Here is a 19,318-nt window from a genome sequence, read left to right as displayed (position 1 = left end):
CAAAACTCCAAAAAGCGACAAAACAATTCAGTATAGTTTTGTCGCTTTTTTATTAACAATATGTAGTAATGGTGGAAAGAAAAAATTAGAAAAACTGTCTCCAATGGAATTTCAGACGCATTAGGAAGGCTTAAGAAAAGTGGACTTCTTTTTAATAATTATTTTTATATAAACGAATAATAAAAATTAATGATGGAAATAATTATGTTGTATCAAATTAATAAAAGTATAAAGGAGAAAAAACTATCCAATGTCGAATATCCATAATTTTGAAGTTAATAAAACGATTAAACTTGATAGCAGTATAGAAGAGCAATTAGCATTAAAACGATATGTTAGCAGAATGATACCGAGAGAAAATACACTTTTTAAACTACGAACTCATAATCCACTGGAAATTGATTCACCAAATCGTGTTGCAGCCAGAAAGGCAATGATCAACCCTAAAGATTTATATTCATTAGAGGCTATAGTTGGAAATAATGATATGTTTCCAATTCATTATCTGGAGAAAGGTCTTATAGCTGCTAAATCCGTATGCAGGATTATAATTAATGATCATAACGGTAGATTATTGGGGTTTGGAACTGGCTTTATGGTTTCACCCACTTTACTAATTACAAATAATCATGTCCTGCCTAATTTAGAAATTTCAGTAAATAGTATTGCTCAATTTAATTATGAACAAGATTTAAATTTTATAGAACGTAAAACTGAAAAGTTCAAATTGAGACCAGATACTTTTTTTATGACTGATGTAGAACTGGATTTTACATTAATTGCAATTGAAGAAATATCATTATCCAGTGTTAACATCAATGATTTCGGATATTTACCATTAATTAAACAAACAGGAAAAGCATTATTAGGGGAATATGTATCTATCATTCAGCATCCCAATGGTTGGTATAAATCCATTGTATTACGAGAAAATGAAATTATTGATATGTTTGATCATTTTATACATTACACAGCGGATACAAATGAGGGGTCCTCAGGTTCGGTTGTTTGTAATGATTCCTGGGAAGTGGTAGCGCTTCACCATGCGGGGATAAAAGATCCCCAAAATCCAGGAAATTATATTGCAAATGAAGGGATCCGTATTAGCAGTATTTTACAATATATAGAGCAAAATAAATATTTACTGAATGATAAACAACAAAAACTGATTGAAAATTTAGGAAAAGATATTGATGTTCAGTTAAATCAAACGACAGACGGCATTACAAATACTAATAATGAGGAAGATATTGTAGCTGAAGACTTTAGTTTAGATAGATATATTGATTTAAATGGGCATGATATAAACTTTCTTGGGGAAAATCATAAGATTCCATTGCCTAAGATACGGGCTGATTTAGAAAAGGATATCGCAGAAACCGTGAGTGGTGAGAAAATTTTAAATTACACACATTTTTCAATCATGATTAGCAAATCAAGACGCTTAGCGTTCTATACAGTTGTTGATATTGATGGAAAACAATTAAAAGAAGAAAAAAGATCCAAGTGGCGTTATGACCCAAGAATAGACCGTAAATATCAATGCGGAAATGAACTTTATAAAAACAATAAAGTGGATAGAGGCCATTTAGTCAGAAGAAGAGATCCTGTTTGGGGAGAAGATTCTTTCAATGCAAATGAAGATACATTTCATTATACGAACTGTGCTCCACAGCACGAAAAATTTAATCAAAGTACAAATTTATGGCTCGGTTTAGAAGATTATTTATTAAATATCTTTGAAGGAACCCACAAGGCCGTTGTTTTTACAGGACCAGTATTCAGAGAAAATGATATAAAATTTCGTGATGTAAAGATACCGGAAGAATATTGGAAAGTTGCTGTTGTAATGAAAAGCGATACCGAACTGTCTGCCACTGCATATATTGTGTCACAGAAGGAATATCTTAACGATTTAGAAATTGCAATTCCCGGCGAATTTAAAACATTTCAAATAAAAATTTCAATTATAGAAGCATTAACCGGTTTGGATTTTAATAATCTTCGTAATTATGATCCATTAGAACGCTTCGAATCCACCACGTATGGTACTCTTATTAAAAATTTTAATGATATCATTTTTTAGATGCTATTGAAGAGTGCTTTTTATCGCAACTATATTTATCCATGTAAAGCTGTTATATGGGATTCAGTTGGATTTCCTTTTATATACGAATGATTTTTCTCCAATAATAGTATGCATGAGGGGGAGAATCCAAAAGTTTGTGTAAATCTTCAAACTGATGTAAAATAAAATTACTCAGTTTGGAGGTTTATTTTATGGAGAAAAGAAAAAGGGACGAGTCTCCCGAAAGGCAGGCTCTGCGTGAAATGGTATACGGATACTTGAAAGAAAACCTGGTTACGCCTGGTTAAGAACGGAGTGGATATCAATACTCTCATGAGAGAAAGGCTATATTTGTAACGATTTTACTTACTGGTATGATGATTATACCTGCAAGTGCTGCTGAGGATCAGGCTATTAACTTGGGAGATGAAAGATATCAGATTATGGTACCAGGTTTTATTGAGACAAGAGACATGACAATTAACGGTCAGAACACAACGGTAATTGTTGTTCAGAAACCAGAAGAAATTAGTAAGTATCGGTATCAATTTTTTGATGTAGTAACAACTGATGCAAATGCAACTTACATTATTTCATTTGTCTATAATATGAAACAAGAAGTTGTAGGAGATTATGTGACTGATCTTGAAAATGGTCGTACCAGCTACGTTCCATATTTATATGATGATTTTGATGATTTATCCAAAGAACCTATTTATTGTAAGATTTCATTTACCGGAATTGGTGATAAAACAATTTATGATTTTCCAATTTGGGTCTTGTTTGAAGATAAGAAATAAATTTTTATAAATATAGTTATTTTGGGCGGGACTATTGGTAAAGTAGAGAAATCTATGGTAACGAATAGTCCCATTTTTATATTCTAAAGTAGCGGGACACATCAGTTGGTATTAAGTTTCGTATTGATGCAGTTCTTGACTATACTGCATAGTAGGAGAGACCAATTACATCTATTTCGTAATTGAACCTGAGATGAAAATACAGGGCATTGTTACGTTGCAATTGGATTATGTTTGGCGAACAGGAGGTAAGGATGAATGATCTATCCGATGAAGAGGAAGTGGAACTTACCAAGAAAGTGATTCATATTATCGGGTTTGATACAGTAGAAGAAGTTGAAAAGGCCTTTTCAGTACTTAGTGATGGCGGAGAGGTAATTAGGCCAATTGAAAGACCACCGTACATGTTAATAATTGGTACTGTAAAGGATCGTTTTGGAGTTAAATGGGAGCTGATGTGTGACTTTTAATGGCAAAGGGTGGAATTGAGAAAACGCTCATCATAACTTAAAACGGGATCATTTTTCATTTTAACTTGACAAAAAAATATATTATAATATAATAATTATAAACTTATAGTTAAGAGGTATGTTAATGAAAGACCATTTAAAAAACACGGCCGAAGTCTTTAAATCCCTTGGTGAGGAGAAAAGAATAAAAATAATAAAAATGCTTGCTTCCAATGTTAATGAAGTCTTTTGTGTTTCTGATGTGGCCCAACAACTTGGCATCTCCCAGCCTGCTGCGTCTCAACATATAAAAATTTTAAAGAATATAGGGATACTGGAGGAGAATCGCAGGGGTTTTAAAGTATTCTATACACTTAATTTGGAGGTGTTGACTGAATACAAAAAGAATATAGATGACCTGTTTAAAAAAGCCTTTGAGAAATGCCAATATGATTTTTCTTGTGACAAATGTCCCTATAATAACAAATGCCAATAAGAAGAATTTATTGTGCCGAAACTATAAGTATATGCTTATAATCTTATTTATAAATGAAGAGAGGTGAAGATACTTATGAAAAAAGGAAATTCATTATTAGAGGTTGATGAAGTAAAAATAACAATAATCATGGATAATACTATCGATGCATTTTTGACAGGCAGTGAAATTGTACATAGATTTAATATGTCTAAAGGTCCTCTTATTGCAGATGATGGTTTTTCAACACTTCTAGGTGAGCATGGATTTTCGGCGATGATCCAGGTTAAATGTGGGAAAAAACAAGCAACTGTATTATTGGATACAGGTATGAGTCCCAATGGTATCTTACATAACGCAGCTACAATGGAAATTAATTTAAATGTTATACAAGCAATTATACTCAGTCATGGTCACGTTGACCATACTATGGGGTTACCTAACTTGCTTGATAAATTAGACTCACCTCAAATACCTCTTATATGTCATCCTGACGCTTTACTAGATAGAAAATTGATAATGCCAAGTGGATATGAAGTAAATGTTTCCGCCCCTAAATTAACTACTTCACAACAGATGAAAATTGCTATGGTTAACAAAACCGCCCCAACTCTATTAGTTGATAACATGGTCCTCGTTTCCGGCGAAATTACTCGGACTACGGATTTTGAAACCGGATTTCCTATCCACTATACAAAACGCGGAGAACGATGGGAAAACGATCCGTTAGTAAGGGATGATCAATGCGTCATTGTAAATGTACGAGGAAAGGGGCTCGTTATAATTACAGGGTGTTGTCATGCCGGACTAATTAATACTATTAACTATGCGCAAGCATTGACTAATTGTCAACAAATTTATGCTGTATTAGGAGGTTTTCACTTAACAGGTGGAATTTTTGAAAAAATTATTCCTAAAACAATCGATGAATTACAAAAAATCCTTCCAACCTATTTGATGCCTGGTCACTGCACAGGGGCATCTGCTATTAATCAGATTGCTCATGCAATGCCTAAAGCATTTATACCGAATAATGTTGGTACTACATTAGTATTTCAAGCTGAAAATTAATTTGAAAAAGTCAGTAAAAAAATATAAAAATCGAGGAAAAATATATGGCTAAAATAGCAATCATAAGCTGCAACAATATAAAGAATGAACTTAGCTGTCCAGCGGTAGGCTGTTTCAAATCATTCAATAATCACAAAGGCATGTTTGAACGATATAAGGAAAATGAAGAAGTGCAAATGGTAGGTTTCAGCACTTGCGATGGTTGCCCAACACTCTATGGTTTCGAAAAGATATTAATTAAAGTAAAGCCCCTGGTCGAAATAAGTAAGGCGGATACCATTCATTTTTCAAGCTGCATGGTTCAACTTTGTCCATTCGTCCAAAAATATAAAAATGTAATTAATGCAGCATACCCTAATGTGGAAGTGGTGATGGGTACGGATGAAAATACGTCATTGGAGACGATGAAGTTAATGTTAAAAAATGTCCTTACGGATAACAGCCATGGTATTACCGAAGAGTTTAAAAAAAATATACCAATGGATTAATACATAAAACCATTTGACTTCAGTAATGAGCATATTACATGACCACCTTACGAGCAGAACTTATAGAACCATCTAACCAACGAATATCAAAAGTGCCATCAGGATTATGTCCCATAACTTGAAATGAAGTTACGTTAGCTTTCGCATGTTCTGTAAAAACCGTGTCAGCAGCCGAAGTATATTTAACTGTACCAGAACTTGTCATAATATCACCGTTAGCGGACAGATAAGTCAAATACCCCCAGATATTCGGGAAAGACGATAACTGTTCCCAATTCTCAAAAGTCCCCGGGGTCCAAATAAAGGCAACATATGTACTACTGGTGGAGGGATAAACAATAGCAGTAGGAGAATAAAACAAATAATAGGAGGAGTTATTATTCCGGTAAAACAGTGCGTAATACTGATAAAACTAAAGGAAAACAACTCTAGGTAGCCAGGAGAGCGGAAGAAGCGTAACAGGGAAAGCAGAAGAGAGCGGAGAGCAAGACAGCTAAAGCCAAACGAACACTCATAGATACCTCCATACACCAGAGAAGTAAAAGAGGGACTTCCGATAATCGAAAATCCCTCACAGCCATTACAGGAACTTATAAATAATACGTGGAATCAAACCAACACCAACCATAATACCCATAATTGTTAATCCAACTGGAATTAATATGGTGGTATTACCTGTAATAGATGTTACAATCGGTTCAAGCATTTCCGCAGTGATAACCATAAATTTTCCTCCTTTCCGAAGCCATTACCTTAAGAAGTAGAAAACTGGCTTCATGATGATATATACAACAATCAGAGCAAAACCAACGGTAACAGTGAATCCAACATATGCATTGATTTGCGTCAGGTTATCCATTCAAGACCAGAGGAATCTGCGTCCGAAGCAGTAGCGATGTAGGACTGCATATAAATTTCCTCCCGAATATAAAAAAAACCAACAACTTGTAAAAGATGTTGGAATTATGATATAATTATGCGTGGCGGTTATAGGTGTAAGTGACGCTTCAAACTATTCGCGAAAGTCTAGTTAATTGCGAATAGTTGCTAAACCGAAAAAGCCCAGACATAAATTATATCAAAAATTCCTTTTTTTCTCAAGTAGCAGTGAGAGAGCAAAAACCAATTTCAAGATTGACCTTTTCTTTGAGAGCCGTCAAAACGGCTGTTTCAGCTTCCAAATTCCCGATTTTACGCTGTTTCAAAACGATATCGTCCGAATCTCCAAAAATGCGGAGATTCTTCTGGAGACCTCTGTCAAGAGATTCCAGACGCTCCACCAGAAGTCGGCGAAGATAAAGCAGTTCCAATTCCGATAATTTCATCTCATGTACCCCCATAAAACACAATCCGTGTGAGCGGTCCCCCCGGCGATGCCCCCACTCACCGACCAACGGTAACACATTCCAATACGGTATACGGTAATCAAGGAGAATGCAAGATACCGCCTCATACTGGCAGAAGCCGGGGAATCATTATAGTCTGATATTACTTACCAGAAGCAACAGCAGAAGCTTTATTAACAGGTGCCATTGTAACAAGGTGCATAGCGTACCGGACTTCCTTTGCAACTGGGTTATAATCAAGGACCACTTCCACATCCGAATACGGGGGGATATCCTTGTATAGATTAAACTCGGTAGAATCAAGATACATACGCAAGCTATCCATACCCTGAGCCAGACCAACAACATAATTTGTTTGTGACGGGTCCTTAAAACCGGATTGAGACTCAACACCCATTAATTTAAAAATACCAGTAACTTTCATAAAATTTAACCTCCTTAACGTTTTTACTATTTTTTATGTAAAGATTCATAAACTTCCACCCATTCCACCAGATCCACTTTACGAGCAGAACTTACAGAACCTTCTAACCAACGAATATCAAAAGTACCATCAGGATTATGTCCCATAACTTGAAACGAAGTCACCCAACCATCACGAACAGCTGAATAATGAGTACCATCACTAAAATGCATTTAATTCCCCCTTAACTTTTCGAAATCTTCAAGAGAATCAACCCGCAACATAATACCTGCAATCCTATTTACTATATCAAGTTCTGTGATCAACCAGACCACATAATGATAATAACAAGAAGCATCGGAAAACGGCAAAACCAATGTCCCGGAATATGCCGAGCCATCATAAGCCAAAATACGAAGTTCATCAACTGGCAAACATTCTGAAATATCACCCAAAGTCACTTTTTTCATGATATCAACCTCCTGAACAATAAAAACACCACCAATTAACGAGATTCACAATATATACAAAAATCTGAATGTATGATAAAATGGACATACTCCTATGTAATCTACCATACATTCAAATTCTCGGACTGGACAAAGGCAAAACTTACGAATATCTGTTAAAATAGCAGTGGTCTATTGCCTATACACCCTAACGAGACTTACCCAGAATGCTTATGTCCTTACGCATTCCGAATACAGACGGTTTCCTATGCACCGACAACGACCGAGCCAGCAAAAAGGGGATTAAAGGTTACTCCCTTATATTAACCAAAATACCACAAAAGGGATTAACTGTCAATCCCCAAAAACAGAAGGAGTTTTTACTATGCCAACAAATAAACCAAAAGTCCAGATAATACTTGACGAAGATATATATATAAAATTAAAAGAAATAGCTGAAAAAGACAAAAGAAGCATAAGTCAAATGGGCGGAATAATCATTGAAAAGTACGTAGAAGAGTATGAAACCCAACATAAGAAAGAAGAACGAAAGCACGAATTGGGACAATCATCAAATTCAAGGACTGGTTAAAAAAAAGAGATAGGAGAGGAGCAGTGGCTACCAAACCTATCTTTTTTAAACATTATGTACAAACAAAATCATCTGCAGGCGCTCCGATCGGCACCGATCTAGCAGTCATTCATTGTGAAATCTGTACAAGATTGAAATATCTCTAAACAATTTCAAATTATTAATTTAACCATTGACAACACTTTACTTATTAACTATACTTATATTACAAATCGAATATTTCAACTGATTGGGTCATTTCCCCATACTGTACAGTGCTAATCTTCTTAAACTTTGAACTTTCCCCAAGTTCATCGGAGAGAACGAAACGGGCAGTGCCGTCCATGTGAAACACCTCTTCCAAAGGTGTCAGCAGATTTCTGGACGACCAATAACGCTTGCGACCAAACGAGGAATCACATAATTCCTTTGTTATGTACTTTGTGATGTAGGAAGTGACCCTTTCTTTTTCTTTCACTCTAGTGGCGGTCATCCATCCTAACCTATAACTCCCAAACTTATAAATCTTCTCACCAGTCCGTTTAAATTGACTACGTCCTAACCCCTTAATTCGCTTTACAACGTATTTTCCAGTCCAAACTATCTGTTTATCATCTAACCCACTAAAAAGCCCGTGAAAGTGATATGCACCGTCCTTATGCTTCTCTGGGACAACCAAATAGGAGAGAGCAGGAGAAGAACGTCGAAGAACCTTTAACCAGTTAGTAAGCTTTTCTACACATGAATCATAATCATATCTATTAACTTTTTCCGGACTAAATGTAAATGTCACAAACCAATCCCAATTATTACACCTCGCATAATTGTAAACCTTACCTTTTGTACGCTTCATAGAAACTTCCGCCGTATGCTCATAATGCTTTTGAATATCACCCTTAATAGTTTTCGTCCATTTATCATCAAATGGATTCTTAAACCGATCCTCACGATAATACCCCTTATATACAATGTCCCTATAATACACCCTGTACTGCCTTGAAAGGTCAGGATATGTAATCACCTTAACATTATAAGGTTCCATCAAATCACCTCAATTCCTGCTTAAATATTTCCTTTCACTGGTATAGCATCATTGACCCAAGAAGACAGCCAGAACAAACCAATTATCATTACACAACCAATAATTACAATTACATAAATCGCTAAAGTCCATTTAAGTGCAAATAGAGCGGATTCAATTAAAAGCTTACCTTGCACCAGATTTAAAATAGTTATCAAAAGAAACATTATTAAAAATATTATGCCACAAGCAACTAATAACCTAAATGTTAATATTTCCATGAATTTCCCCTTTACTAAATCTGAATTTTACGATTTTCACCTCTGTTTTTATCAAAAAAGTTCCTTAAGTGTTTATACTGTCAAGTAATGGTCTAGCGTCGCGCCGGGGGCGCTGACGCTTAGACCATATTCCATGAATGAGCAGACAGCCCCCAGAAGAGCAGATAATAATTTGAACCCCCAACAGAGATAATCATCGTACCACTTTTGGAGCAAAGCCCTGTCTGGACAATCGCTGAACTTTTTCATAGGTATCATAGGATTCCCTAAGATCATCAGTCTGGATAAATGAGCGTACCCAACGCTTCGGAAGCTTGAATTTCTTTTCAGGACTGTAATTGTCAATGACAGAACAATAATCATCTGCATCATAGCATTTTACCCGTGTCCAACGTCCAAAGAATGTACGGCATTCCATAACGTCATAACATTGTTCCCGGAGTGGTTTTGCAACACGGGTAAATACCTGCGAAGATGATAAAATGGTTATTTTCTGCTTACGTTGCATAGTAATTTCACTTAACAGAGTTTCCGGGAAATCCTTTGAAACAGCAGAAGAGAATTCATTTTGAATTTCATCAAGGGCAAAAATAATACCATCATCACCGTTACGATATTTCAGTAGGTCATTTAAGCTTTCTAAGGGCGCAGTTTGGTACTTGTATGCAAAATTGGTATAAATACACGCCTTGGGGTATTTCCGCCGAAGATTGTCCAAATACCAGACCATAGCCATGGTTTTCCCGGCTCCCTGCCTACCACAAAACATTTTAAGCCCAAAAGGACGGAAGACCACAACACCTTGTTTTTTCAGTTTTAATTCCTTTTGTAAATCTATCAATTTCCACCTGATGAACACTACAAAATGACCAAACCAAACAATCATGGCCGGAAGCTTAAGACAGAGAAATACGAAACAGATAAATCCTATAAACATTTTTAAAATTATCATAATACCTCCATTAAATTTCAGTTTTCCGTACAAAAAAACTACCAACCTAATTGTTAATAGTTAGTAGTTCTATAATATTTCACCTATTAAATTATACTTACATTCTCCATTCAATCACGTCAATTGCGTTCTTACGTGGACGATGTTTGGGGCATTCATCTGCGTATCCAAAAGTCATAGCTGCTATTAATGTTCCTTCTACACTTAACCATGTACTCAACTCTTCATATGCAAAGTAAATATCACAAATCCATAGACTTCCCAAACCTAATTCAGTAGCTGTGAGTGTCATATTTTCCATAGCTGCACCGATGGATTGAGCATTACATAGTTCATAAATTCTTTCTTCTTGGCTAAGATTATTTGATAAGTTTATACCAAAGGGATTTGTCACAAATACAGTTATAGGCGCTTGTTTCATGATTTCCAAAGTATATTCAGCCGCCTTCAAATGACGATTACTATCAGGAAGCAATGATTCTCCTTCACGTTCTCGCAAAAGACCTTTATTCATTGCTGCAAGCATTTTATTTTTTGATTCACCGCCAATAACAATAAAATTCCAAGGCTGTCTATTTTTTGACGATGGCGCAAGCATTCCTGCATTCAGAATTTCATTTATCATTTCTTTCGCTATTTCTGCCTCTTTAAACTTTCTTATACTACGTCTATTTGATATTGCCTTTATCATTATATCCTCCAGAATAAGCTAAAATATTTGTCTCATAGTATATCATAGCTCATACTAACTATCAATATTAAGTTTTCAAAGTACTGTAATCCGTAAAATACTAATTTAACTAATACCAAAAACCTGAAAACAAAACCACAAATGTAACAACCAACAAAGAAATACAAGAATCCATGGAACATAAAATGGGTTATTTTCTCTATCATAACCCAATTTTTTATATTCCAAGTAATCACTATAAATCCATAAAGCATGTGTAAATGTAGACATGAAAAGAGCAATAATAATTTTATTCATAATCATAACTAACACCCCCTAATTCATTAAGTAAAGGGCAGTAACCGCCAGACGAACAGAACCAAACCTATCCCAATTTTGACCGTTGTCCAGGTAAAGACACAGGTGGCAAATATGAGCAGAAGATCAGAGCCGACGACCCAACTCCCATATGCCGATACCGTAGTTATTGCCGATATCATGTCGATCGGCAACGTAACCATGGAAACTGCACTGATAAGAGTATCTAAAAATGCCACGAACATATTAATAAAAAATTCAATAATCACACCATCACCCCCTATGAATCCTCTGATCGTTCCATGTGATTTTTAATCCCTATTAAAGCACCCAAAGTAATAGGAGCCTGACCAATAAAAGCTAAAAACTGATTGATATTGTAGAAGAGAAGCAGGAGAGTAATAAACCCACGTATGACTTTACGGAATTTTGTCAATGCTTCAATTACGTAATCCATATTTACAATTGTGGCAGTAGTTCCGTACATGGTAACTGTTATATCTGACAGTTCCTTTTCCGATGAGAACACGCTTGACATATCGTAAGGAGTTACTGCAAAGGCTCCCTTAAAGCGTTCAACAAGATAATTGATTTTTTCTTCTAAATATCCATCAGCCGGGATAAAGAGTGACTTTAAAATATCAAGAATCGCATTGCCGATTTTACCGGGGAGAGACGAGATCGCATTCACTACATTACGCAGACCGGATATAATACCGGGACTTGGGTCATCGTCACCGCCACTAGAATTATCCCAATAATCCGAGTAAGCAGAGAAGTTCGCTTTTGCATGTTCTGTAAACACCGTGTCGGAAGCCGAAGTATACTTAACCGTACCAGAACTTGTCATGATATCACCGTTAGCAGACAGATAAGTTAAATATCCCCAGATATTGGGGAAAGACGATAACTGCTCCCAATTCTCAGAAGTCCCCGGAGTCCAACTGAAAGCAACATAAGTACTGCTAGTGGAAGCATAAACAATTGGAGTAGGAGAATAAAACAAATAGTAAGAAGAATTATTGCTACGGTAAAACAATGCGTAATACTGGTAATATTCTGCATTCATGTTAGGTCTAGCCGGGATCTGTTTCACATCCGCATAAGACGGAAAAGTCATGGCAAGAATCATACAAAGCAAAATTACAAATCGTTTCATAGAACCCCCTTTCTGAGATAAAAGAAAACAACTCTATAAATTATTTTCAAGATAATGCGGATACTGATAATAAGGACAATTACAACAATAAGAGAAATCACAACCCTATAAATAAGCTGAATTAGATCAGAAAACATGGGTTGTTGTTCAAACGTGGAAGTCACCGGAAAATAATAATAAAATACCTTAAGTTTATCCTTATAAACGATTGTTGTAGTACTCATAATAAGTTTATCTCGCTCTAAATCATAATTATTGAGCAGACCATATTCACCGCCAAGTTTTACCCACTTTTCCAAAGAAAGAGAATACATAAAAGCGTCATAATTCCAACCCAAATGCCCTGTAAAGTGAAGCGTATTATCTTGAAAACCATATCCACCATAAGTGACAGCAGGCGGAGAGAAGAATGCAAACAGAATATAATCTGCATAATCTTTATTCATGGAATACGATACCGTATTCTTTATAATCACATAGCTTGCATAACTGTCACTTTTCGGCAAATCTGGAATGTCATATCCCTTTAATAAAGCATTAGAGGGAGAAGCCGAAGAAGCATAGCAAGGAAAGCATAAGAGAGCGGAAAGCAGGACAACCAAAGCCAAACGAACGGTCATAAAAACCTCCATATACCAATGAAGCAAAAGAGGGACTTCCGATAATCGAAAATCCCTCAAAGCCATTACAGGAACTTGTAAATAATACGTGGAATCAGTCCAATACCAACCATGATTCCCATAATCGCTAATCCGACCGGAATTAAAACAGCGGTATTACCTGTAATAGATGTTACAATCGGTGCCAACATTTCTTCTGTAATAACAAAAGCAGCACCCGTAGAAGCAGCAGCTAACATAAAATTTTCCTCCTTTCCAAAGCCATCACCTTAAGAAGTAAAAAACTGGCTTCATGATGATATATACAATAAGCAGAGCAAATCCAACGGAAACAGTGAATCCAACGTATGTATTGATTTGCGTCAGGTTATTGTTAATCGAATAAAGTAATTCTTGGGAGGTCTGGTCAAAATCCTCGGAAACCTCCAAGTCCTGAAGAGATTCCCATTCCATGTCAGCGGAATCTGCATCAGAAGCAGTAGCAATGTAGAACTGCATATAAATTTCCTCCCGAATATAAAAAACCAACAACTTGTAAAAGATGTTGGAATTATGATATAATTATGCGTGTCGGTTTTAGGTGTAAGTGACGCTTCCAACTATTCGCGAAAGTCTAGTTAATTGCGAATAGTTGCTAAACCGAAAAAGCCCAGACATAAATTATATCAAAAATTCCTTTTTTTCTCAAGTAGCAGTGAGAGAGCAAAAACCAATTTCAAGATTGACCTTTTCTTTGAGAGCCGTCAAAACGGCTGTTTCAGCTTCCAAATTCCCGATTTTACGCTGTTTCAAAACGATATCGTCCGAATCTCCAAAAATGCGGAGATTCTTCTGGAGACCTCTGTCAAGAGATTCCAGACGCTCCACCAGAAGTCGGCGAAGATAGAGCAGTTCCAATTCTGATAATTTCATCTCATGTACCCCCATTAAACAGAATCCGTGTGAGCGGTCCCCCCGGCGATGCCCCCACTCACCGACCAACGGTAACACATTCCAATACGGTACACGGTAATCAAGGAGAATGCAAGATACCGCCTCATACTGGCAGAAGCCGGGGAATCATTATAGTCCGATATTACTTACCAGAAGCAACAGCAGAAGCTTTATTAACAGGTGCCATCGTAACAAGGTGCATGGAATACCGAACTTCCTTTGCAACGGGGTTATAATCAAGAACCACTTCCACATCAGAATATGGAGGAATGTCCTTGTATAGATTAAATTCAGTCGCGTCAAGATACATACGCAGGCTATCCATGCCCTGAGCCAGACCAACAACATAATTTGTTTGTGTAGGGTCTTTAAAACCGGATTGAGACTCAACCCCCATCAATTTAAAAACACCAGTAACTTTCATAAAATTTAACCTCCTTAACGTATTTACTATTTTTTATGTAAAGATTCATAAGCTTCCACCCATTCCACCAGATCCACTTTACGAGCAGAACTTACAGAACCTTCTAACCAACAAATATCAAAAGTACCATCAGGATTACGCCCTATAACTTGAAACGAGGTCACCCAACCATCACGAACAGCCGAATAATGAATACCATCACTAAAATGCATTTAATTCCCCCTTAACTTTTCGAAATCTTCAAGGGAATCAACCCGCAACATAATACCTGCAATCCTATTTACAATATCAAGTTCTGTGATTAACCAGACCACATAATGATAATAACAAGAAGCATCGGAAAACGGCAAAACCAATGTCCCGGAATATGCCGAGCCATCATAAGCCAAAATACGAAGTTCATCAACTGGCAAACATTCTGAAATATCACCCAAAGTCACTTTTTTCATGATATCAACCTCCTGAACAATAAAAACACCACCAATTAACGAGATTCACAATATATACAAAAATCTGAATGTATGATAAAATGGACATACTCCTATGTAATCTACCATACATTCAAATTTTCGGACTGGACAAAGGCAAAACTTACGAATTTCTGCTAAAATAGCAGTGGTCTATTGCCTATACACCCTACCGAGATTTTCCCGGATATGCTTATGTCCTTACGCATTCCGTATACAGACGGTTTCCAATGCACCGACAATGACCGAGCCAACATTGTGATATCTAGGTGATATCACCTTGAACATATGATATCATAGTGATATCACTTTTACAAGTACTTTTTGAAAGGAAATATTAAAATGCCAAGCAACAAACCTCAATTTATATTCCGTACAGATAAAGAAATTATAGATAAACTCAAAGATATTGCAGAAGAAGAAAACCGCACGGCAAATAAACAGCTTGAGCATATTGTCAAAAAGTACATTGAAGAGTACGAAGCCAAGCACAAAAGAGAAGAGCGGAAAAGTAGCTTGGGAAAATCATCAGGTTCAAGGACTGGTTAAAAAAAAGAGATAGGAGAGGAGCAGTGGCTACCAAACCTATCTCTTTTATACATTATGTACAAACAAAAGTATCTGCAGGCGCTCCGATCAGCACCGTACTAACAGTCATTCATTGTGAAATCTGCACAAGATTGAAATATCTCTAAACAATTCCAAATTATTAATTTAACCATTGACAACGTTTCATTTATTAACTATACTTATATTACAAATCGAATATTTCAACTGATTGGGTCATTTCCCCATACTGTACAGTGCTGATCTTCTTAAACTTTGAACATTCCCCAAGTTCATCGGAGAGAACGAAACGGGCAGTGCCGTCCATGTGAAACACCTCTTCCATAGGTGTCAACAAGTTTCTGGACGACCAATAACGCTTGCGACCAAACGAGGAATCGCATAATTCCTTTGTTATGTACTTTGTGATGTAGGAAGTGACCTTTTCTTTTTCTTTTACCCTAGTTGCGGTCATCCAACCTAGTCTATAACTACCAAACCTATAAATCTTTTCATCAGTTCTTTTAAAACGACTACGCCCAAGCCCCTTAATTCGCTTTACGACGTATTTTCCAGTCCAGACTATCTGTTTATCATCTAACCCACTAAAAAGACCATGAAAGTGATATGCACCGTCCTTATGCTTCTCAGGAACAACCAAATAGGAGAGAGCAGGAGAAGAACGGCGAAGAACCTTTAACCAGTTAGTAAGCTTTTCTACACATGAATCATAATCATACCGATTAACCTTTTCTGGACTGAATGTAAATGTCACAAACCAGTCCCAATTATTACACCTTGCATAATTGTAAACCTTACCTTTTGTACGCTTCATGGAAACTTCAGCCGTATGATCATAATGCTTTTGAAGATCACCTTTAATAGTTTTCGTCCATTTATCGTCAAATGGATTTTTAAACCGATCCTCACGATAATATCCCTTATATACTATATCCCTATAGTACACCCTATACTGCTTTGAAAGGTCAGGATATGTAATCACCTTTACGTTATAAGGCTCCATCAAAATCACCTCAATCCATCATTAACAAAATCCTGATTTTACGATTTTTACCTCTGTTTTTATCAAAAAAGTTCCTTAAGTGTTTATACTGTCAAGTAATGGTCTAGCGTCGCGCCGGGGGCGCTGACGCTTAGACCATAACTGATAATTGACCAGACAGCCCCCCAGAAGAGCAGAAGAGCGGATAATAATTTGACCCCCAACAGCGATAACTATCGTACCACTTTTGGGGCGAACCCTTGTCTGGATAACCGCTGAACCTTTTCATACGTATCATAGGATTCCCTAAGATCATCAGTCTGGATAAATGAACGTACCCAACGCTTCGGAAGCTTAAATTTCTTCTCCGGACTGTAATTATCTATAACAGAGCAATAGTCATCCGCATCATAGCATTTTACCCGTGTCCAACGACCAAAGAATGTACGGCATTCCATGACGTCATAACATTGTTCCCGGAGTGGTTTTGCAACACGGGTAAACACCTGTGAAGATGATAAAATGGTTATTTTCTGTTTACGCTGCATAGTAATTTCACTTAACAAAGTTTCCGGGAAATCCTTTGAAACAGCAGAAGAGAATTCGTTTTGAATTTCATCAATAGCAAATATAATACCATCATCACCGTTACGGTATTTCAGCAGGTCATTTAAGCTTTCTAAAGGGGCAGTCTGGTACTTATAAGCAAAATTGGTATAAATACACGCCTTAGGGTATTTCCTGCGTAGATTGTCCAAATACCAGACCATAGCCATGGTTTTCCCGGCTCCCTGTCTGCCACAAAACATTTTAAGCCCAAAGGGGCGGAAGACTATAACACCTTGTTTTTTCAACTTTAATTCCTTTCGTAAATCTATCAATTTCCACCTAATGAACACTATAAAATGACCAAACCAGATAATCATGACCGGAAGCTTCAGACAGAGAAATACGAAACAGATAAATCCTATAAACATTTTTAAAATTATCATAATACCTCCCAAAATAAAATTAAGTAAACGGCAGTAACCGCCAGACAAAGAGGACTAAGCCTATCCCGATTTTGATCGTTGTCCAGGTAAATACACAGGTAGCAAATATCAACAGGAGATCAGACCCAACAATCCAACTTCCATAAGCTGATACTGTAGAAAGTGCCGATATCATGTCGATCGGCAACGTAACCATAGAAACTGCGCTGATAAGAGTATCTAAAAATGCCACGAACATATTAATAAAAAATTCAATAATCACACTATCACCCCCTATGTATCCTCTGATCGTTCCATGTGATTTTTAATCCCTATCAAAGCCCCCAAAGTAATAGGAGCCTGCCCAATGAAAGCTAAAAACTGATTGATATTGTAGAAGAGAAGCAGGAGAGTAATAAAGCCACGTATTACTTTACGGAATTTTGTCAATGCTTCGATCACGTAATCCATATTTACAATTGTGGCAGTAGTTCCGTACATGGTAACTGTTATATCGGACAGTTCTTTTTCTGATGAGAATACGCTTGACATATCATACGGAGTTACGGCAAAAGCCCCCTTAAAACGTTCAACAAGATAATTAATTTTTTCTTCCAAATAACCATCAGCCGGGATAAACAATGATTTTAAAATATCAAGAATCGAATTGCCAATTTTACCGGGAAGTGAAGAAATTGCATTCACTACATTACGAAGACCGGATATAATACCGGGACTTGGATCATCATCACCGCCACCAGAATTATCCCAATAGTCTGAATAAGCGGAAAAGTTCGCTTTTGCATGCTCTGTAAATACCGTTTCAGCAGCCGAAGTATACTTAACCGTACCAGAACTTGTCATAATATCACCGTTACCGGAAAGATAAGTTAAATATCCCCAAATATTGGGAAAAGACGATAACTGTACCCAGTCATCAGAGGTCCCCGGGGTCCAACTGAAAGCAACATATGTACTGATGGTAGAAGTATAGACAATAGCAGTAGGAGAATAAAACAAATAGTAAGAGGAATTATTACCACGGTAAAAAAGTGCGTAATATTGGTAATATTCTGCATTCATTTTAGGTCTTGCCGGGATCTGTTTCGCATCAGCATAAGACGGAAAAGACATGACAAGAATCATACAAAGCAAAATTAAAAATCGTTTCATAGAACCCCCTTTCTAAGATAAAAGAAAACAACTCTATAAATTATTTTCAAGATAATGCGGATACTGATAATGAGGACAATTACAACAATAAGAGAAATAACCACCCTGTAAATAAGCTGGATTAGATCAGAAAACATGGGTTGCTGTTCAAACGTGGAAGTCACAGGAAAATAATAATAAAATACCTTAAACCTATCCTTATAGACGATTGTCGTAGTACTCATAATAAGCTTGTCCCGCTCTAAATCATAATTATTGAGCAGACCATACTCACCGCCAAGCTTCACCCATTGCCCCGTAGAAAGAGAGTACATAAAAGTGTCATAATCCCAACCCAAATGCCCGGAAAAATGAAGCGTATCATCTTGAAAGCCATATCCTCCATACATGACGACAGGCGGAGAGTAGAACGCAAATAACACATAATCCGCATAATCTTTATTTATGGAATATGATACCGTATTCTTTATAATTGCGTAATCTGAATAGTTATCACTTTTCGGCAAATCCGGAATATTATACCCCTTTAATAACGAACTAGAGGGAGAAGCCGGGAGAGCCGAAGAAGCATAACAAGGAAAGCAGAAGAGAGCGGAGAGCAGGACAGCCAAAGCCAAACGGGTCATAAACACCTCCATACACCAATGAAGCAAAAGAGGG

General features: G+C 36.7%; 33 protein-coding genes. 8 read left to right on the top strand and 25 right to left on the bottom strand.

The window, feature by feature from the left end:
* The first annotated feature begins 250 nt into the window (after nucleotides 1–250).
* From V7D18_RS26795 to V7D18_RS26770, 6 genes are all read left to right on the top strand, one after another.
* Entirely contained in the window at nucleotides 251–2,086 is a 1,836-nt protein-coding gene (locus V7D18_RS26795) for a DNA/RNA non-specific endonuclease (protein WP_426159032.1), read from the top strand.
* A gap of 401 nt (nucleotides 2,087–2,487) precedes the next feature.
* Nucleotides 2,488–2,868 (top strand): hypothetical protein, encoded by a 381-nt coding sequence (locus V7D18_RS26790; protein ID WP_426159030.1) that lies wholly within the window; start codon nucleotides 2,488–2,490, stop codon nucleotides 2,866–2,868.
* A gap of 254 nt (nucleotides 2,869–3,122) precedes the next feature.
* A complete protein-coding gene (locus V7D18_RS26785) occupies nucleotides 3,123–3,338 on the top strand; it encodes a VOC family protein (protein ID WP_426159029.1) in 216 nt (71 codons plus the stop codon).
* A gap of 124 nt (nucleotides 3,339–3,462) precedes the next feature.
* The gene (locus V7D18_RS26780; RefSeq protein WP_288824803.1) at nucleotides 3,463–3,813 is read left to right on the top strand and encodes an ArsR/SmtB family transcription factor; all 351 of its coding nucleotides are present in this window, start codon (nucleotides 3,463–3,465) and stop codon (nucleotides 3,811–3,813) included.
* A gap of 75 nt (nucleotides 3,814–3,888) precedes the next feature.
* The gene (locus V7D18_RS26775) at nucleotides 3,889–4,863 is read left to right on the top strand and encodes an MBL fold metallo-hydrolase (protein WP_426159026.1); all 975 of its coding nucleotides are present in this window, start codon (nucleotides 3,889–3,891) and stop codon (nucleotides 4,861–4,863) included.
* 44 nt (nucleotides 4,864–4,907) lie between these two features.
* On the top strand, nucleotides 4,908–5,351 hold the full coding sequence (locus V7D18_RS26770; RefSeq protein WP_426159025.1) for a CGGC domain-containing protein: 444 nt from the start codon (nucleotides 4,908–4,910) through the stop codon (nucleotides 5,349–5,351).
* Between the two features lie 34 nt (nucleotides 5,352–5,385).
* Here the strand turns inward: V7D18_RS26770 and V7D18_RS26765 are convergent, their stop codons facing one another.
* The 6 genes from V7D18_RS26765 to V7D18_RS26740 form a co-directional block, all read right to left on the bottom strand.
* Complete coding sequence (locus tag V7D18_RS26765) at nucleotides 5,386–5,556, bottom strand: hypothetical protein (RefSeq protein WP_426159024.1); 171 nt, start codon at nucleotides 5,554–5,556, stop codon at nucleotides 5,386–5,388.
* Nucleotides 5,557–5,931: 375 nt separating this feature from the next.
* A complete protein-coding gene (locus V7D18_RS26760) occupies nucleotides 5,932–6,075 on the bottom strand; it encodes a hypothetical protein (protein ID WP_426159022.1) in 144 nt (47 codons plus the stop codon).
* Between the two features lie 373 nt (nucleotides 6,076–6,448).
* The gene (locus V7D18_RS26755; RefSeq protein WP_426159005.1) at nucleotides 6,449–6,676 is read right to left on the bottom strand and encodes a hypothetical protein; all 228 of its coding nucleotides are present in this window, start codon (nucleotides 6,674–6,676) and stop codon (nucleotides 6,449–6,451) included.
* A 163-nt stretch (nucleotides 6,677–6,839) separates the two neighbouring features.
* Nucleotides 6,840–7,121, bottom strand: coding sequence for a hypothetical protein (locus V7D18_RS26750; protein ID WP_426159021.1), 282 nt, complete (start codon nucleotides 7,119–7,121; stop codon nucleotides 6,840–6,842).
* A gap of 26 nt (nucleotides 7,122–7,147) precedes the next feature.
* Nucleotides 7,148–7,333, bottom strand: coding sequence for a hypothetical protein (locus V7D18_RS26745; RefSeq protein WP_426159020.1), 186 nt, complete (start codon nucleotides 7,331–7,333; stop codon nucleotides 7,148–7,150).
* On the bottom strand, nucleotides 7,334–7,570 hold the full coding sequence (locus V7D18_RS26740) for a hypothetical protein (RefSeq protein ID WP_426158999.1): 237 nt from the start codon (nucleotides 7,568–7,570) through the stop codon (nucleotides 7,334–7,336).
* A gap of 364 nt (nucleotides 7,571–7,934) precedes the next feature.
* Here V7D18_RS26740 and V7D18_RS26735 point away from each other — a divergent pair, with 364 nt between their 5' ends.
* Nucleotides 7,935–8,141: a hypothetical protein gene (locus tag V7D18_RS26735; protein ID WP_426159019.1), complete on the top strand. Its 207-nt coding sequence runs from the start codon at nucleotides 7,935–7,937 to the stop codon at nucleotides 8,139–8,141.
* Nucleotides 8,142–8,346: 205 nt separating this feature from the next.
* Here V7D18_RS26735 and V7D18_RS26730 read toward each other — a convergent pair whose 3' ends face one another.
* From V7D18_RS26730 to V7D18_RS26665, 14 genes are all read right to left on the bottom strand, one after another.
* Nucleotides 8,347–9,162 (bottom strand): rolling circle replication-associated protein, encoded by an 816-nt coding sequence (locus V7D18_RS26730; RefSeq protein ID WP_426159017.1) that lies wholly within the window; start codon nucleotides 9,160–9,162, stop codon nucleotides 8,347–8,349.
* 20 nt (nucleotides 9,163–9,182) lie between these two features.
* Complete coding sequence (locus tag V7D18_RS26725) at nucleotides 9,183–9,422, bottom strand: hypothetical protein (protein WP_426159015.1); 240 nt, start codon at nucleotides 9,420–9,422, stop codon at nucleotides 9,183–9,185.
* A 193-nt stretch (nucleotides 9,423–9,615) separates the two neighbouring features.
* Nucleotides 9,616–10,374 carry a hypothetical protein gene (locus V7D18_RS26720; RefSeq protein WP_426159014.1) on the bottom strand — a complete coding sequence of 253 codons (759 nt, stop codon included), beginning with the start codon at nucleotides 10,372–10,374 and terminating at the stop codon, nucleotides 9,616–9,618.
* A gap of 97 nt (nucleotides 10,375–10,471) precedes the next feature.
* Complete coding sequence (locus V7D18_RS26715) at nucleotides 10,472–11,062, bottom strand: nitroreductase family protein (RefSeq protein ID WP_426159255.1); 591 nt, start codon at nucleotides 11,060–11,062, stop codon at nucleotides 10,472–10,474.
* 108 nt (nucleotides 11,063–11,170) lie between these two features.
* Nucleotides 11,171–11,368: a hypothetical protein gene (locus V7D18_RS26710; RefSeq protein WP_426159012.1), complete on the bottom strand. Its 198-nt coding sequence runs from the start codon at nucleotides 11,366–11,368 to the stop codon at nucleotides 11,171–11,173.
* 20 nt (nucleotides 11,369–11,388) lie between these two features.
* Nucleotides 11,389–11,631: a hypothetical protein gene (locus tag V7D18_RS26705; RefSeq protein ID WP_426159010.1), complete on the bottom strand. Its 243-nt coding sequence runs from the start codon at nucleotides 11,629–11,631 to the stop codon at nucleotides 11,389–11,391.
* 11 nt (nucleotides 11,632–11,642) lie between these two features.
* A complete protein-coding gene (locus V7D18_RS26700; protein ID WP_426159008.1) occupies nucleotides 11,643–12,521 on the bottom strand; it encodes a hypothetical protein in 879 nt (292 codons plus the stop codon).
* Entirely contained in the window at nucleotides 12,518–13,141 is a 624-nt protein-coding gene (locus V7D18_RS26695; RefSeq protein ID WP_426159007.1) for a hypothetical protein, read from the bottom strand. Before V7D18_RS26695 ends, V7D18_RS26700 begins: the two co-directional genes overlap by 4 nt.
* A 65-nt stretch (nucleotides 13,142–13,206) precedes the next feature.
* On the bottom strand, nucleotides 13,207–13,380 hold the full coding sequence (locus V7D18_RS26690) for a hypothetical protein (protein WP_426158989.1): 174 nt from the start codon (nucleotides 13,378–13,380) through the stop codon (nucleotides 13,207–13,209).
* A 25-nt stretch (nucleotides 13,381–13,405) separates the two neighbouring features.
* Nucleotides 13,406–13,639 (bottom strand): hypothetical protein, encoded by a 234-nt coding sequence (locus V7D18_RS26685; protein WP_426158987.1) that lies wholly within the window; start codon nucleotides 13,637–13,639, stop codon nucleotides 13,406–13,408.
* Between the two features lie 186 nt (nucleotides 13,640–13,825).
* Nucleotides 13,826–14,053 carry a hypothetical protein gene (locus V7D18_RS26680; protein WP_426159005.1) on the bottom strand — a complete coding sequence of 76 codons (228 nt, stop codon included), beginning with the start codon at nucleotides 14,051–14,053 and terminating at the stop codon, nucleotides 13,826–13,828.
* A 163-nt stretch (nucleotides 14,054–14,216) separates the two neighbouring features.
* Nucleotides 14,217–14,498: a hypothetical protein gene (locus V7D18_RS26675; RefSeq protein ID WP_426159003.1), complete on the bottom strand. Its 282-nt coding sequence runs from the start codon at nucleotides 14,496–14,498 to the stop codon at nucleotides 14,217–14,219.
* Nucleotides 14,499–14,524: 26 nt separating this feature from the next.
* Nucleotides 14,525–14,710 carry a hypothetical protein gene (locus V7D18_RS26670; protein ID WP_426159001.1) on the bottom strand — a complete coding sequence of 62 codons (186 nt, stop codon included), beginning with the start codon at nucleotides 14,708–14,710 and terminating at the stop codon, nucleotides 14,525–14,527.
* Nucleotides 14,711–14,947, bottom strand: a complete 237-nt coding sequence (locus tag V7D18_RS26665) for a hypothetical protein (RefSeq protein ID WP_426158999.1) — start codon at nucleotides 14,945–14,947, stop codon at nucleotides 14,711–14,713. It abuts the gene before it with no gap.
* A gap of 360 nt (nucleotides 14,948–15,307) precedes the next feature.
* Between V7D18_RS26665 and V7D18_RS26660 the strand changes: the two genes are divergently transcribed.
* Complete coding sequence (locus V7D18_RS26660) at nucleotides 15,308–15,514, top strand: Arc family DNA-binding protein (RefSeq protein WP_426158997.1); 207 nt, start codon at nucleotides 15,308–15,310, stop codon at nucleotides 15,512–15,514.
* A gap of 205 nt (nucleotides 15,515–15,719) precedes the next feature.
* On the opposite strand, the gene V7D18_RS26655 is transcribed toward V7D18_RS26660, so the two are convergent.
* The 5 genes from V7D18_RS26655 to V7D18_RS26635 form a co-directional block, all read right to left on the bottom strand.
* Nucleotides 15,720–16,535, bottom strand: coding sequence for a rolling circle replication-associated protein (locus V7D18_RS26655; protein ID WP_426158995.1), 816 nt, complete (start codon nucleotides 16,533–16,535; stop codon nucleotides 15,720–15,722).
* A gap of 212 nt (nucleotides 16,536–16,747) precedes the next feature.
* Nucleotides 16,748–17,506, bottom strand: a complete 759-nt coding sequence (locus V7D18_RS26650; protein ID WP_426158993.1) for a hypothetical protein — start codon at nucleotides 17,504–17,506, stop codon at nucleotides 16,748–16,750.
* A 19-nt stretch (nucleotides 17,507–17,525) separates the two neighbouring features.
* The gene (locus V7D18_RS26645) at nucleotides 17,526–17,768 is read right to left on the bottom strand and encodes a hypothetical protein (protein ID WP_104436282.1); all 243 of its coding nucleotides are present in this window, start codon (nucleotides 17,766–17,768) and stop codon (nucleotides 17,526–17,528) included.
* Between the two features lie 11 nt (nucleotides 17,769–17,779).
* Nucleotides 17,780–18,658: a hypothetical protein gene (locus V7D18_RS26640; protein ID WP_426158992.1), complete on the bottom strand. Its 879-nt coding sequence runs from the start codon at nucleotides 18,656–18,658 to the stop codon at nucleotides 17,780–17,782.
* Nucleotides 18,655–19,284, bottom strand: a complete 630-nt coding sequence (locus tag V7D18_RS26635) for a hypothetical protein (RefSeq protein ID WP_426158990.1) — start codon at nucleotides 19,282–19,284, stop codon at nucleotides 18,655–18,657. Before V7D18_RS26635 ends, V7D18_RS26640 begins: the two co-directional genes overlap by 4 nt.
* Between the last annotated feature and the right edge of the window lie 34 nt (nucleotides 19,285–19,318).

It is taken from the genome of Lacrimispora sp. 38-1, assembly GCF_049890855.1.
GTDB lineage: Bacteria > Bacillota > Clostridia > Lachnospirales > Lachnospiraceae > Lacrimispora.
The sequence above is the reverse complement of the archived record's forward strand: the minus strand, read 5'-3'. Positions and strand labels throughout refer to the sequence as shown.